Origin of the sequence: Streptomyces calvus (assembly GCF_006782915.1) — a bacterium.
In the GTDB taxonomy this organism is placed as follows: domain Bacteria; phylum Actinomycetota; class Actinomycetes; order Streptomycetales; family Streptomycetaceae; genus Streptomyces; species Streptomyces calvus.
On the sequence record NZ_VCNP01000040.1, the window covers coordinates 1 to 14,374 of the forward strand.

The following is a 14,374-nucleotide window of genomic DNA, read 5'->3' on the forward strand; positions in this document are numbered from 1 at the left end:
GCCGACTTGCCGCCGGGCCGCGACAGGTGTGCGCTGGTAGGCGGGGGCCAGGAGAGAGGAGTGCTCCCATGGCGCATGCGGCCCCCCGGTCCGGGCGCACGGCCGAGCGGGCCGGCCCGGCCGACCTCTTCGGTCCGCGGGCCCACCGGGCGGCGAAACTGGCGGTCCCCGTCCTCGTCGGACTGGTGTTCGGCTACTGGGCGGCGGCCAACCGGCGCGACGCGGGGCCGGTCACCGGCTGGAACCTGCTGTTCGGCTTCCTCACCGCGCTGGTGTTCGCCCTGGTCTTCATGGCGCTGCTCGCCCTGGCCCCGAAGCTGCGGCGCGAGATGCACGCGGTGGCCTGGGCCGCCTTCAGCGGCACCGCGGTCGGTTTCCTGTTCAACCAGGCCGACGGGAGCGTGCTCCGGTCCACGGCCCTGGGGCTGGCCGTCGCGGCGGGCGTCTTCGCCGTGATGTTCTACCGCTTCTACACGCACGAGGACGCGGCGGGCCCCCGCACCGGATGACGCCTCCCGACCGTCCGGGCCGGGCGGTCGTACCGCCCGTTCGGCCCCGCACCGCACCCGTACGCACGCCCAGCGCTGGCGCGCCCGCCGCCCGGCGCCTTGCCTGGAAGCGTGCCCCCGACCGACCTCCCCCGCCGCGCCCGCCTGCGCAACGCCCTGTCAGCGACGCTGGTCGCCCTCGCCTGCCTGCTCGCGCCCTGCGGCGCCCTCGCCGCCTGGGCGGCGTTCGGGCTGGCCGACACCGGGCGGTACGTCAGCACGATGGCGCCGCTGGCCGCCGACCCGGACGTGCGGGACGCGGTCGCCGACACCGTCGGGGACGAGGCCGTACGGGAGCTGGCCCCCGGTGCGGCGCACACCACGGTCGCCCCGTTCGTCCGGGACGCGGTGCGGTCGTTCACCCGGACCGAGGCGTTCCGCACGGCGTGGGAGGCGGGCAACCGGGCCGTCCACGACGCGGTCCTGCGCGCGCTGCGCGACGACGCGGCCGCCCACGGCCCGGTCACCGTCGACCTCGCCCCCGTCGCCGCGCAGGTGCGGCAGCGGCTCACCGCCGACCACGTGCCGTTCGCCGACCGCATCCCCGTCGCGCACACCCGGGTCGCGGTGCTGCCCGCCGACGAGGTGCCCGCGCTCCGGAAGGGCTACCACGTGCTGGACGCCGCCGCGTTCTGGCTGCCGCTCGGGACCGTCGTGCTCGCCGCCGCCGGGATCGCCGTCGCCGCATGCCGCCGCCGCGCGCTGACCGCCACCGGGCTGGGGACGGCGCTGGGCGGCGCGCTGCTCGCCGTCGCGGTCGCCGTCGGACGCCACCTCACCCTCGCCGACCTGTCCGACCGTCTGCACCGCCCGGCGGCGGCAGCCGTCTACGACGCCCTCACCGCCACGCTGCGCACGGCGTCCTGGCTGCTCCTGGCGCTGGGCCTGGCCGTGGCCCTGGCCTCCTGGCTGACCGGCCGCCGCCCGCTCCGCCTCCACCGCACCCCCTCCCCCACGGCCCCCGCGCCCGCCGCGGTCGCCGCGACCCCCGGATCCGGCACCCCCGCACCCGCCCCGCCCGGCACCCGCGCCTGACCCGCACCCCTCCCGACCCGCGGCCCGCGGCCCGCGACCGTCGCAACCCGCCGTCGCCCGGGCTCGTCTTCACCAGCGTGCCCGGGGGAGGATCCGGGCATCACGACGACGAGCGGAGGGCCGCACGGTGGACACCGCCACTGCCGATCCGACGGCCGGCGACGACCGGGCCGGGCGGTCCGGCCGGGGCCGGCGGTCCGGCGTCTGGTGCGCGGCGCTGCTGTTCGCCGGGGTCAGCGCGGTCGTCGGCTGCCGGATCGCCGACACCGACGGCATCACGCCCGTACCGCAGCTGCTGGCCTTCCTGCCCTGGCTGCTGGTGCCCACCGCCGCCGGGCTGCTGTGCACCGTGCTCGCCCGGTGGTGGACCGGCGCCGTGTGGGGCGTGGCCCTGCTCGGCCTGCTGGCCTGGTACATCGAGCCGTACGGCAGGACGGGCGAGCCGGCCGGGCCGCCCGTCGCCGACCTGCGGGTCCTGACCGCCAACGTGGAGTTCGGCCAGGGCACCGGCGCGCTGGTCGACGCCGTCCGCCGCGAGGAACCGGACCTCGTGTTCGTCCAGGAATGCGAGTACAGGTGCGCCGCCACGCTGCGGCGGGAGCTGGCCGGCACCCATCCGCACCGGCAGGCGGTCGAGGGCGGCGGCTCCGCGGGCTCCGTCATCCTCAGCCGCTTCCCGCTCACGGCCCGGGACGCGGTGCCCGGCACCATGGGCATGCCCGGTGCCGTCGCCGACGTCGACGGCCACCCCGTACGGCTCCAGCTCGCCCACCCCATGCCGCCGCTCCCCGACCAGGTGGGCCTGTGGCAGCGGGAACTCGGCCGGCTGCGCGAGGCGGCCGCCGCCGACCGGGACACCCCGACCGTGCTCGCCGGGGACTTCAACGCCTCCCAGGACCACGCCGCCTTCCGCCGCATCCTCGACACCGGGCTGCGCGACGCGGCCCGGCTGGACGGCGCGGACCGGACGCCGACCTGGCCCTCGCGGACCGCCCCGGCGTTCGGCACGCAGATCGACCACGTCCTGGTCAGCGAGGAGTTCGCCGCGCAACGCGCCCGCTTCCTCGACCTGCCCGACACCGACCACCGCGCCCTGGTCGTCGACCTCACCCTGCACGCCGGCGGGTGAGACCGGCACACCCGGACCGGCGACAACAGCCCACCCCGGCAGGCGAGCCGAAACCGGCGTGCGCCGGCCGGACGACGGGCGCGCGGAAGCCGGGACGGCACACGCAACGCCCGGGACGCGACGCATACGTGACGCACGGAAGCCGCGACAGACGTGCGGCAGCCGCTGCACGCCCGACGAACGGCGCCGGAACCGGCGTGCGGCGGCCGACGACGGGCGCGCGGCAGCCGGGACGGCACACGCAACGCCCGGGACGCGACACATACGTGACGCACGGCGGCCGGCACAGGAAGCCGGAAGCCGCGACAGACGTGCGGCAGCCGGTGCACGCCCGACGAACGGCGCCGAGACCGGCGTGCGCCGACCGGACGACAGACGAGCGGCAGCCGGGACGGCACACGCAACGCCCGGGACGCGACACATACGTGACGCACGGCGGCCGGCAGTGCACGGTGGCCGGGACGGGCGGGCGAGGGCCGGGGCAGACGTGCGGGCCGCCACCGGACGGTGGCGGCCCGTTGGGTCGGCGCGTGGGACCGGCGGTCAGCGCCCGGACTTCTCCAGCGCCTTCTCCGCCTTGTCCAGCGCGGCGGCGAAGCCGTTCGCCCACAGCTGGTTCACCCGGGACCGCTCGGTGGCGTTCGGGTAGGCGTTGGTGCAGGACGGGCCGGGGCCGCCACCGGACATCAGCTCGCTGCACGGACCCGAGTAGTTGTCCGGCAGGCCGAGCACGTGGCCGGTCTCGTGCGCGGTCACGCGCGTGGAGTCGTAGGTCTGGTTCTGCTGGTAGTCGAGGAATATGTAGCCGTTGCCGTGCCCGTCGGTGGAGGCGTACGAGCCGCGCGAGTCGTTGCCCTCGTAGTACGCGAAGTCGGCGCCCGAGGTGCCCGACTGGAGTCTGACGTTCGACACCGAGCTGTTCCAGATCTGGGTGCTGCGGGCTATCTGCGTGGCGAACGAGGGCGCCCGGGAGGCGTCGTAGACGACGGTGACGGCGGCCGTGCCGGTCGGGTTCGCGGCGCGCTTCTCGGCCGCCGACTTCAGCACCGCCTCGAAGAAGGCGCGGTTGGCCGCGGCCTCCTCCGCGGAACCGGCGTACGCGGCGACCGGGGCCGCCGCGTCGGGGGCGGTCGCCGCGGAGGCGGGAGCGGTGCCGAGGCCGAGGGCCGTCAGGCCGAGACCGGTGGCGGCGAGCACGGACAGGGGTGTGCGCATGCGCATGGATGACTCCTGGTGGTGGGGGTGAGTCATGTCATCGGTGAGTGTCCGCGCCCGTACGGCGGCTGTGATGATGGCAACCGGCGATAGGACCGGCCTATCGCCCCGCTCCGGCCACCCGCTCCGCACGGGCACCGGACGCCCGACTCGGCCCGAACGGGCGGGATTTGTGTCTCTGGTGAAAGCGGAACTTCCGCTTTACGCTCCCAGTGCATGGAACTGGAGGTCAGGCACCTCAGAGCGCTCTGCGCGATCGCCGACACCGGCAGCCTGCACCGGGCCGCGCGCCAACTCGGAGTGGCGCAGCCCTCGTTGAGCACGCAGCTGCGGCGCATCGAACAGGAGCTGGGCGGCACGCTGTTCGTCCGCGCGCGCACCGGCTGCCGCCCCACCCCCCTGGGCCGGCTGGTGCTCAGCCGCGCCCGGCCGCTGGTGACCGAACTGCGCTCCCTGGTCACCGAGGCCCGCGCCGCCGCGGCCGGCGGCCGGCAGCTGCGCATCGGCTCCACCGCCAGCCGCGCCCTGGCGGGCTGGCTGCGGCGGCTGCGCCGGCACTGCCAGGAGCCCACCCTGCACATGGACGTCTCCGCCAACGCCCTGCTGCGGATGGTCGCCGACGGCCAGCTCGACGTGGCCTTCGTGCACGAGGTCGAGGGCTGCCCGCTGCGCGTCCCCGAGGGCCTGAGCATCCGGGTCCTGGTCGAGCGCGAACCGCAGTTCGTCTCCCTGCCGGCCGACCACCCGGCCGCCGCGCACCCGGTCGTCCACCTGTCCGACCTGGCCGGCGACCGCTGGATGATCGACCCCGCGGTCGACGGCGAATGGGACGCCGTACGGCGGGTCCTGCGCGCCGCCGGCATCAACCCGCGCGTGCTGCACGGCGACTACCACACCGCCGCGTCCCTGGTCGCCATCGGCGAGGTCGTCACCGTCTGCCAGCCGACCTCGCTGCCCCGCCCCGAGACCGCGGTGCGCCGGCTGTACGGCGACCCGCTCGGCGTGCGGCTGCTGCTGGCGGCCCGTACGGACACCGAACTGGAGGGCGTCTATCCGGACCTGGTCGAGGCGTACCGGGAGGTGGTGGGCCAGGCTCCGGCGTACCGGGAGTGGCTGGAAAGCGGAGGGCCGGGACTTCCCGTCCCGGCCCTCCCGTGACACCGCTGCGGAAGCGACGCGTCAGACGCCGATGTCCCGGCCGTCCTCGCGCCACACCGCCACCACGGCCGGCCGGACGTAGGTGCCCGGCCCGTCGGGCCAGGTGCTGGCCGGCTGGTCCACCGTCGCGCCGTCCACCTCGCCCGGGTGCTGCACGGCGACGAGCACCCGCCGGTCCTGGATGATCGGACCGCAGGTCTCCGCGCCGTTCGGCACGGTCAGGAACTGCTTCAGCTCACCGCGCCGGTCGCCGCGCGTGGCGACTCCGAAGAGGCCGTCGTGGGAGCCGAGAGCGGCACCGTCGGTGGAGATCCACAGGTTGCCGTGGGCGTCGAAGGCGACGTTGTCCGGGCAGGAGATCGGGCTGACGGACTCCTTCGGGAAACCGGCGAAGTACGTCGCCGGGTCCTCCGGGTCGCCCGCGACCAGGAACAGCGACCAGGCGAACGTGGTGCTCTCCGGCCGGTTCCAGCGCTCGGTCAGCTCCAGCACGTGGCCGTGCTTGTTGAGGTTGCGCGGGTTGGCCTCGTCGGCGGCGGCGTAACCGGCCTTGCCGCGGTTGGAGTTGTTGGTGAGGGCGACGTAGACCTTGCCGGTGACCGGGTTGGGCTCGATGTCCTCGGGGCGGTCCATCTTGGTGGCGCCCACCTTGTCGCCGGCCAGGCGCGTGAAGACGAACACCTCCTCGGCGGTCATGCCCTCGACGTGCGAGACGGCGCCGTCGGCGGTGGCGGTGGCCAGCGGGATCCACTGGCCGCTGCCGTCGAACTCGCCGTCCTTCGGCAGCTTGCCGGTGCCGTCGATCTCGATGGCCGGGGAGTCACCGGTGAGCTTGGCGACGTACAGCGTGCCCTCGTCGAGCAGCGACAGGTTGTGCTCGCGCGCCGAGCGGCTGTTGCCGTGCCGCATCCGCTTGCTGCTGACGAACTTGTAGAAGTAGTCGAAGCGCTCGTCGTCACCGGAGTACACGACCGGACGCCCGTCGTGCGTCAGCCGCACGGTCGCGGCCTCGTGCTTGAACCGGCCGAGCGCGGTGTGCTTGCGCGGCACCGAGTCGGGGTCGTACGGGTCGAGCTCGACGACGTACCCGAACCGGTGCACCTCGTTCGGCTCCTGGGCGACGTCGAACCGCTTGTCGAAACGCTCCCACTTGCGCTCGGTGGCGCCGGTGCCGATGCCGTACCGCTTGTCGGTGGCGCGGCTGCTGTTCGCGAAGTACTGGTTGAAGTTCTCCTCGCCGTGCAGCGTGGTGCCCCACGGGGTGGTGCCGCCGGAGCAGTTGTTGAGCGTGCCGAGGACCTTGGTGCCGCTCGGGTCGGCGGAGGTCTTCACCAGGTCGGAGCCGGCGACCGGCCCGGTGAGCCGGAACTCGGAGGTGGCGGTCAGGCGCCGGTTGAGCTGGTGCCGCGGGACGGGCGTCAGCCTGCCGCTCCTGCGGTCCTCGTCCACCGCGACCACCGAGAAGCCGTGCGCGGCCCAGGCGATCTCCACCTGCTCACGGGTGGGGTTCTCCGGGTCGTAGTCCCGGAACATCAGGACCTCGTCCGTGTACTCGTGGTTGGCGACCAGCAGCTGGCGGCCGCGCTCGCCGCGCAGCGGCAGCAGCGACAGGAAGTCGCAGTTGTAGCCGAACTGGCCGGCCTGCGCCTCGGCGCTCTGCTTCTCCGGGTCGAAGGCCGGCGCACCGCGCAGGATGGGCTCGCCCCAGCGGATCACGACGTCCTGCCGGTAGCCCTCCGGCACGGTCACGGCGTCGGCGGTGTTCGGCGCAACGGGCGTGAACCGCAGGCCGCGGGCGCCCTGCGGCTTGCGCGAGCCGCCCTTGGCGGCGGGCGCGGCCTGCGCCTCGGGCGCGGCGGCGACACCGGCCGCACCGGCGCCGGCCGCGGCGACGGTCACGACGGCGGCGGCGCGCATCATGGAACGGCGGCTGAGGGCACCGGCGATGACGTCACCGACGTACTCGTTGGAGCTGGTGTTGGGCACCTCGTGGAAGCAGGCGTCACCACACCGGAAACGACAGGTCATGGCGGACCGGCCGCCGGGGTGAGAACCGGACGGCGTTCCGATCAACGGCAGCAGCTTTCGCACGTTTTTCTCTCCTTGGGTGCCCGTGGTGTCAGCGCGACCGTAGGGGCACATATGTGCGGTAGCCGGGCGCCCGGGTGAACGGAGAGTGAACCTGCGGCAGCGTTCGGGAAGTTGCGCATGAGAACGGCGGTACGAGCCTCGCCGACCGGTTCGCCCTCTTGACATCTTCGGTCCCGCAAACCCAACCCTGCCCAAGATCACCTTTGCGGGCCGCTAACCTTACGTGTCCGTCCTGGCCAGGGATTGACGGGCATCAACTCACGCGAAGGGTTGCGCACATGGGCATTCTCACTCTCCTGCGGAACGCGTTCGGACGGTCACGCAAAGCGAGGGGCGCCGAAGCGGAGGGTGCGGCGGAGGCCGCCGGGACGACGCGCACGTCCTCGGCATCCTCCGGCCCGGACACCACGCCGTCGCCCGAACCGGCCGCGAAGCCCGCCACGGACTCGGCACCGGCGACCGCGACGGAGACGTCCGCAGCGGCGTCCACGGAGACGGCGGCAGCGACGTCCGCGGCCCCGAAGGTGCCGGCCCCGTCCAGCGAGCCCACCCCGCCGTCCCGCACGGCCTCCGTGCCGGAGCCCCGCGAGGAGCACGACCTCGTCTCCGCGGCCTTCGACAACGTCACGGTCCCGAGGCCCACCACCCCGTCGGACAAGCCCACAGAGCCGACGGCCGAGGCGCCGGAGCCGACGGCAGTGGAGCCGACCGTCGAGGCCGCGGAGCCGACGGCAGTGGAGCCCGCGAAGCCGGAGACGGCACCGGTGGAGGCGGAGGCCGCGGACGCGGAGCCCGCCCAGACCGAGACCCCGCAGGCGGAGGCCGAGGCAACGGAGCCGGAGGCGGCCCCTGAGGCGGAGGCGAAGCCCGAGGCGGAGGCGGAGGCGGAGGCTAAGGCCGAGCCCGAGGCCGAGGTGAAGCCCGAGCCGGAGACAGCCCCGGAGGCGGAGGCCAAGCCCGAGGCCGAAGCCGAGGCGGAGGCCGAGCCGGAGACCAAGCCCGAGCCGGAGCCGGAGCCGGAGGCTGCCCCCGAGCCCGAGCCCGAGCCCGAACCGCAAGCGACGGCTGCCGTGGAGCCCGAGGCGACGCCCGAAGCCGAGCCGACCCCGGAGCCCGAGCCGAGCCCGGCCCCCGAGGCGGAGACGAAGGCGGAGCCCGAGGCGACTCCCGACACCGAAGCCTCGGTGGAAGAGCCCGAGGCGACTCCCGACACCGAAGCTTCCGTGGAAGAGCCCGCGGCGGAGCCGGAAGCGGAGGCGAAGCCCGAAGCCGACACCACGCCGAAGGCCGAGCCGCAGCCCGCAGCCGCTCCCGAGCCGGAGCCGGAGCCCGAGCCCGCAACCGCTCCGGAGCCCGAGCCCGAGCCGGAATCCAAGCCGGAGCCCGAGGCCGCCGCCGAGGAGCCTGCGGCCACCGCCCAGGAGCCCGAGGCCACCCCCGAGGCACCCGAGCTCACCGCCCAGGAGCCCGAGGCGGCCACCACCGCCGCACCCGAGCCCGAGCCCGCCACCAAGGCCACCGAGGCCCGCGAGGCCGCCGAGGCACCCGAGGCACCCGAGGCACCCGAGGCCGCCGACGGCGAGGCCGCCCCACAGGCGGCACCCGCACCCGACGACGCAACCGGCACGGGTGGTGCGGGTGGGAACGACGCCCCGGCCGAAGGCGAAGCCGAGGCCGACAACGCGACCGAGCCCGAGCGCGACCCCGCCCCCACCGCCGACGTCCCGCCCACCCTCACCACCGCCCACCACGCCGCCACCGCCGCCCTCGCCAAGAACGGCCTCACCGGCACCCGCGCCAAGGTCTACCTCGTACTCGACCGCTCCGCCTCCATGCGCCCGTACTACAAGGACGGCTCCGCGCAGGCCCTCGGCGAGCAGACCCTCGCCCTCGCCGCCGCCCTCGACACGGACGCGACCGTCCACGTCGTCTTCTTCTCCACCGAACTCGACGGCACCGGCGAGCTGACCCTCACCGACCACGAGAACAGGATCGACGAGCTGCACGCCGGCCTCGGCCGCATGGGCCGTACCAGCTACCACGCCGCCGTGGAGGCCGTCCTCGCGCGCCACGCGGACGAGCCGGCCGGCACCCCCGCCCTGGTGGTCTTCCAGACCGACGGCGCCCCCGACGCCAAGACCCCCGCCACCCAGGCGCTGAACGACGCGGCGAAGAACCACCCGGCCGTGTTCTTCTCCTTCGTCGCCTTCGGTGAGCACGACAACAAGGCGTTCGACTACCTCCGCAAGCTGAAGACCGGCAACGCGTCGTTCTTCCACGCGGGCCCCACCCCGCGCGAGCTCACCGACCAGGAGCTGTACGAGGGCATCCTCGCCACCTGGCGGCCCTGACCCCGGGCCCGGCCCGGGCCGGCCCGACCCACCGGGGCGGGCGGTGCGCACGTACGGACGGACCGTCCCGTACGCACGCACCGCCCGCCCCGAAACGCGTGTGAGTCGATCTCCACGGGGCCAGTAGGATTTCGACCATGGCGGCCACTGGATCCGAGAAGCAGGGGGCGAAGGCGTACTACGTCTCGACCCCCATCTACTACGTCAACGACGCTCCTCACCTGGGCCACGCCTACACGACCGTCGCAGGGGACGTGCTCACGCGCTGGCACCGTCAGCGCGGCGAGAAGGTGTGGTACCTCACCGGCACGGACGAGCACGGTCAGAAGATCATGCGCACGGCCGAGGCGAACGGGGTCACCCCGCAGGCCTGGGCCGACAAGCTCGTCACCGAGGCCTGGAAGCCCCTGTGGGAGCACCTCGACATCGCGAACGACGACTTCATCCGCACCACGCAGAAGCGGCACACCGACCGCGTCCAGGAGTTCGTCCAGGATCTCTACGACAAGGGCGAGATCTACAAGGGCGGCTACGAGGGCCCGTACTGCGTCGGCTGCGAGGAGTACAAGCTCCCCGGTGAGCTGCTCGACGGCGAGGGCGAGTACGCGGGCCAGAAGCTGTGCCCGATCCACAAGAAGCCGGTGGAGATCCTCAGCGAGGAGAACTACTTCTTCAAGCTGAGCGAGTACGGCGAGAAGCTGCTCGCCCACTACGAAGCCAACCCGGGCTTCATCCAGCCCGAGTCGGCGCGCAACGAGGTCGTGAACTTCGTCCGCCAGGGCCTGCAGGACCTGTCGATCTCCCGCTCGACGTTCGACTGGGGCGTGCCCGTCCCGTGGGACGACAAGCACGTGATCTACGTGTGGGTCGACGCGCTGCTGAACTACGCCACCGCGGTCGGCTACAACGAGAACCCGGAGAAGTTCGAGGCGACGTTCCCCGCCGACGTCCACCTGGTCGGCAAGGACATCCTCCGCTTCCACGCGATCATCTGGCCGGCCATGCTGATGGCGCAGGGCCTGCCGCTGCCCGGGAAGATCGCCGCGAACGGCTGGCTGATGGTCGGCGGCGAGAAGATGAGCAAGTCCAACCTGACCGGCATCAAGCCGCAGGACCTCACCTCGCACTTCGGTGTGGACGCGTACCGCTGGTACTTCCTGCGGGCCATCGCCTTCGGCCAGGACGGCTCCTTCTCCTGGGAGGACTTCTCCGCCCGCTACACCAGCGAGCTGGCGAACGACTACGGCAACCTCGCCTCCCGCGTGGCGGCGATGGTCGGCAAGTACTTCGGCGGCGAGCTGCCGGCGTCGACGGCCGACGGCGACGCGGAGCGGGCGGTCCACGACGGCCTGGCGAAGGCCGTCGCGGAGGCCGACCGGAAGATCGGCGACGAGCTGGACTTCCAGGGCGGCATCCTGGCCGTGTTCGACTTCGTGAAGCAGGTCAACGGCTACATCACCGAGCAGGAGCCCTGGAAGGTCGCCAAGGACACCTCCGACGAGGGCAAGGCCCGCCTGGCGACGATCCTCTACACGGCCGCGGAGTCCCTGCGCGCGGTCGCGGTCCTGCTGAACCCGGTCATGCCGGAGACCTCGCAGAAGCTGTGGGACTCCCTCGGCGCGGAGGCCTCCCTCGGCGCCCTCGCGGACCAGAAGGTCCAGGAGGCCGGCACCTGGGGCCTGCTGCCCGCCGGCTCGACGGTCACCAAGGGCGCGGTCCTCTTCCCGCGTCTCGAGGAGAAGCCGAGCGCGTAACGCACGTGCTACAGCCGGGCCCGGGAGACGATCCGACCTTCTCCCGGGCCCGGTGTTTTGCGAAGATCACGTGAAGGCGTCCGTCCGGCCGCCGGCACTCACGTGGGGGATCTTCCATGGCACTCTTCGGCAACGCGCACACCGTCGACCCGGTGCAGGCCCAGCAGGACTACGCCCGGCTGCTCGGCCACGGCGAGCAGGTGCACGCCGCGTTCCTGCTGATCCGCGACACCATCCTGTTCACCGACCGCCGCCTCATCCTGGTCGACAAGCAGGGCATCACCGGGAAGAAGACGGAGTACCACTCGATTCCCTACCGCAGCATCACGCACTTCGCGGTCGAGACCGCCGGTCACTTCGACCTGGACGCGGAGCTGAAGATCTGGCTCTCGGGAGCCCAGACCCCCATCCAGAAGACCTTCACCAAGGGCGTCGACATCTACGAAGTCCAGGCCATCCTCACCCAGTTCGTCGCCCGCTGACCCGCACGCGCGAAGGCGTCGCAAAAGCGTCGCACGGGCCGGACGCACCGACCGCGAACGCACCGACCGTGAGCGCACCGGTCGTCGTTCACGGTCACCGCACCGCACACCCGGTGCATCGCGTCATCGCTTCACGAAGGTGGTGACGAACCGGGCGCGTTCGGCGACGGGGGCGAGCGGCAGGTGGGTCAGTTCGTAGCCGTAGGCGGTGTAGGCGGCGACCATCGCCTCGTAGGTGCGCTCGGCCTCGGCGAACGACTGCTTGCGCTCACTGTCCTGTTCGTAGATCTCCGGCCAGGGAGGTGCGATGAGTACGCGCCGGTGGTAACGGAACGTTCGCGCGGCGGTGTGGACGTGGTCCGGGACGGGCAGTCCCTCCAGCCGCAGGTATCCCACGATGTCCGGGATGCCGCGGTCGAAGAAGACCGGCCCCGCCTCTTCGGCCGCCATACGGAAGGAGCGCATCTCCCAGCCGAGCATCAGCTCGGCGAAGCGCGCGCGATCGGCCCACGGCAGCGCGGAGCCGCCGATCGCCGTCTGGTCCTGGATGACACCGCGTCCCGCCTCGACGGACCGCACGAAGCCCATCCCCTGCAACTGGTCGATCAGGGTGCTCTTCCCGGACCCCGGCCCTCCCGTGATGACGACGAACCGCTCCGATCCCGCTGTCACGCGGCCGACCTCCAGAATCTGCACGACTGGTCGTTCTCCGACGGCGAAGGGCCCGGAACCATGATGTCGGTTCCGGGCCCTTCCACGCTGCCGGGTTACTTCGGCTGCGGCTTGCGCACCGTCAGGTGCAGTTCCTTCAGGCGGGCCTCGTCCAGCTCCGTCGGGGCGCCCATCATGAGGTCCTGGGCGTTGCCGTTGAGCGGGAAGGCGATGGTCTCGCGGATGTTGGGCTCGTCGGCGAGGAGCATCACGATGCGGTCGACGCCCGGAGCGATGCCGCCGTGCGGCGGGGCGCCGAAGCGGAACGCGCGGAGCATGCCGGCGAACTTCTCCTCGACCGTCTCCCGGTCGTAGCCCGCGATCTCGAACGCCTTCAGCATGATCTCCGGCTCGTGGTTCCGGATCGCGCCGGAGGACAGCTCGACACCGTTGCAGACGATGTCGTACTGCCAGCCCAGGATGTCCAGCGGGTCCTGGGTCTCCAGGGCCTCCAGACCGCCCTGCGGCATCGAGAACGGGTTGTGCGAGAAGTCGATCGCGCCGGTCTCCTCGTCCTTCTCGTACATCGGGAAGTCGACGATCCAGCAGAAGCGGAAGACGTTCTCCTCGAAGTGGCCGGCGCGCTTGGCGGCCTCGACCCGCACCGCGCCCATGATCTTCGAGACCTCGTCGAACTCGCCCGCGCCGAAGAACACCGCGTGGCCCGGGGCCAGCGAGAGCCGCTTGGTCAGCTCGGCGACGTTCTCCTCGGTGAGGAACTTGGCGATCGGGCCGGACAGCGAGCCGTCCTCGGCCACCCGCACCCACGCCAGGCCCTTCGCGCCCTGCGCGACCGCGAAGTCACCGAGCTGGTCGAAGAACTTGCGGGGCTGGCCGGAGACGTCCGGCACCGGCAGCGCCCGCACGTGCTTGCCGGCGAACGCCTTGAACTCCGAGCCCTCGAAGACGTCGGTGATGTCGACGAGCTCCAGCTTGGCGCGCAGGTCCGGCTTGTCCGAGCCGTACTTCAGCATCGCCTCGCGGAACGGGATGCGCGGGAACGGGGACGTCACGTGACGCCCGTTGCCGAACTCCTCGAACAGCTCGGTCATCAGTTTCTCGATCGGCTGGAAGACGTCCTCCTGCTCGACGAAGCTCATCTCCACGTCGAGCTGGTAGAACTCGCCCGGCGAGCGGTCCGCGCGGGCGTCCTCGTCACGGAAGCAGGGCGCGATCTGGAAGTAGCGGTCAAAGCCGGAGATCATCAGCAGCTGCTTGAACTGCTGCGGCGCCTGAGGGAGGGCGTAGAACTTGCCCGGGTTCAGACGGGAGGGGACGACGAAGTCGCGGGCGCCCTCGGGGGAGGTCGCGGACAGGATCGGCGTCGCCATCTCGTTGAAGCCCAGCGCCGTCATCTTGTGCCGGATCGCCGAGATCACCTGCGTGCGCAGCATGACATTGCGGTGCATGCGCTCACGGCGCAGGTCCAGGAAGCGGTACTCCAGGCGCCGCTCCTCGTTGACCCCGTCCTCCGCGTTGATCGTGAAGGGGAGCGGGGCGGCGGCACCCAGCACCTCGACGGTGCCGACCTCGACCTCGACCTCACCGGTCGGCAGCTCGGGGTTGACGTTCTCGGCGCCGCGCGAGACGACCTTGCCGTCGACGCGGACCACCGTCTCCTTGGAGAGCTTGTCCAGCGCCTCGTACGCCTCGGTGCCCGGGCGGGCCACGAGCTGCGTGATGCCGTAGTGATCGCGCAGATCGATGAAGAGGATGCCGCCCAGGTCGCGCCGATTGTGCAGCCAGCCACTCAGCCGGACGTCGGTGCCGACGTCAGAGGCGCGGAGCTCGCCGCAGGTGTGGGACCTGTACCGATGCATCGTCGTTCATCCAGCCTTCGCGGATCGGGGTCGTTGTTTCACGTGAAACTCCCCCCAAGCCTACCGGCCGCCCCAAGATC

General features: G+C 72.5%; 11 protein-coding genes. 7 read left to right on the top strand and 4 right to left on the bottom strand.

What is annotated here, in order from left to right; translation table 11 throughout:
• Positions 1–68: 68 nt before the first annotated feature.
• From FGW31_RS16710 to FGW31_RS16720, 3 genes are all read left to right on the top strand, one after another.
• Positions 69–509 (top strand): hypothetical protein, encoded by a 441-nt coding sequence (locus FGW31_RS16710; RefSeq protein WP_142194234.1) that lies wholly within the window; start codon positions 69–71, stop codon positions 507–509.
• Between the two features lie 111 nt (positions 510–620).
• Positions 621–1,583 (top strand): hypothetical protein, encoded by a 963-nt coding sequence (locus FGW31_RS16715; RefSeq protein ID WP_233452505.1) that lies wholly within the window; start codon positions 621–623, stop codon positions 1,581–1,583.
• Positions 1,584–1,710: 127 nt separating this feature from the next.
• A complete protein-coding gene (locus FGW31_RS16720; protein WP_142194235.1) occupies positions 1,711–2,712 on the top strand; it encodes an endonuclease/exonuclease/phosphatase family protein in 1,002 nt (333 codons plus the stop codon).
• Positions 2,713–3,255: 543 nt separating this feature from the next.
• Here FGW31_RS16720 and snpA read toward each other — a convergent pair.
• Positions 3,256–3,933, bottom strand: coding sequence for a snapalysin (snpA, locus tag FGW31_RS16725; protein WP_142194236.1), 678 nt, complete (start codon positions 3,931–3,933; stop codon positions 3,256–3,258).
• 210 nt (positions 3,934–4,143) lie between these two features.
• Here snpA and FGW31_RS16730 point away from each other — a divergent pair, with 210 nt between their 5' ends.
• A complete protein-coding gene (locus tag FGW31_RS16730) occupies positions 4,144–5,085 on the top strand; it encodes a LysR family transcriptional regulator (RefSeq protein ID WP_142194237.1) in 942 nt (313 codons plus the stop codon).
• A gap of 21 nt (positions 5,086–5,106) precedes the next feature.
• Here FGW31_RS16730 and FGW31_RS16735 read toward each other — a convergent pair whose 3' ends face one another.
• Positions 5,107–7,176 carry a PhoX family protein gene (locus tag FGW31_RS16735; RefSeq protein ID WP_142194238.1) on the bottom strand — a complete coding sequence of 690 codons (2,070 nt, stop codon included), beginning with the start codon at positions 7,174–7,176 and terminating at the stop codon, positions 5,107–5,109.
• A gap of 278 nt (positions 7,177–7,454) precedes the next feature.
• Here FGW31_RS16735 and FGW31_RS16740 point away from each other — a divergent pair, with 278 nt between their 5' ends.
• From FGW31_RS16740 to FGW31_RS16750, 3 genes are all read left to right on the top strand, one after another.
• Positions 7,455–9,527, top strand: a complete 2,073-nt coding sequence (locus FGW31_RS16740; protein ID WP_142194239.1) for a VWA domain-containing protein — start codon at positions 7,455–7,457, stop codon at positions 9,525–9,527.
• Positions 9,528–9,664: 137 nt separating this feature from the next.
• Positions 9,665–11,281: a methionine--tRNA ligase gene (gene metG / locus FGW31_RS16745; RefSeq protein WP_142194240.1), complete on the top strand. Its 1,617-nt coding sequence runs from the start codon at positions 9,665–9,667 to the stop codon at positions 11,279–11,281.
• Positions 11,282–11,397: 116 nt separating this feature from the next.
• Positions 11,398–11,763 (top strand): PH domain-containing protein, encoded by a 366-nt coding sequence (locus FGW31_RS16750; RefSeq protein WP_142194241.1) that lies wholly within the window; start codon positions 11,398–11,400, stop codon positions 11,761–11,763.
• Positions 11,764–11,886: 123 nt separating this feature from the next.
• Here the strand turns inward: FGW31_RS16750 and FGW31_RS16755 are convergent, their stop codons facing one another.
• Complete coding sequence (locus FGW31_RS16755; protein WP_142194242.1) at positions 11,887–12,435, bottom strand: AAA family ATPase; 549 nt, start codon at positions 12,433–12,435, stop codon at positions 11,887–11,889.
• Between the two features lie 95 nt (positions 12,436–12,530).
• Positions 12,531–14,294, bottom strand: a complete 1,764-nt coding sequence (gene aspS / locus FGW31_RS16760; RefSeq protein WP_142194243.1) for an aspartate--tRNA ligase — start codon at positions 14,292–14,294, stop codon at positions 12,531–12,533.
• Between the last annotated feature and the right edge of the window lie 80 nt (positions 14,295–14,374).

Bases quoted from the DNA above. Each gene is read 5' to 3' on its own strand.
- snpA (WP_142194236.1), bottom strand. From the start codon at position 3,933: ATGCGCATGCGCACACCCCTGTCCGTGCTCGCCGCCACCGGTCTCGGC.
- aspS (WP_142194243.1), bottom strand. From the start codon at position 14,294: ATGCATCGGTACAGGTCCCACACCTGCGGCGAGCTCCGCGCCTCTGAC.
- FGW31_RS16710 (WP_142194234.1), top strand. From the start codon at position 69: ATGGCGCATGCGGCCCCCCGGTCCGGGCGCACGGCCGAGCGGGCCGGC.
- FGW31_RS16750 (WP_142194241.1), top strand. From the start codon at position 11,398: ATGGCACTCTTCGGCAACGCGCACACCGTCGACCCGGTGCAGGCCCAG.
- FGW31_RS16740 (WP_142194239.1), top strand. From the start codon at position 7,455: ATGGGCATTCTCACTCTCCTGCGGAACGCGTTCGGACGGTCACGCAAA.
- metG (WP_142194240.1), top strand. From the start codon at position 9,665: ATGGCGGCCACTGGATCCGAGAAGCAGGGGGCGAAGGCGTACTACGTC.
- FGW31_RS16730 (WP_142194237.1), top strand. From the start codon at position 4,144: ATGGAACTGGAGGTCAGGCACCTCAGAGCGCTCTGCGCGATCGCCGAC.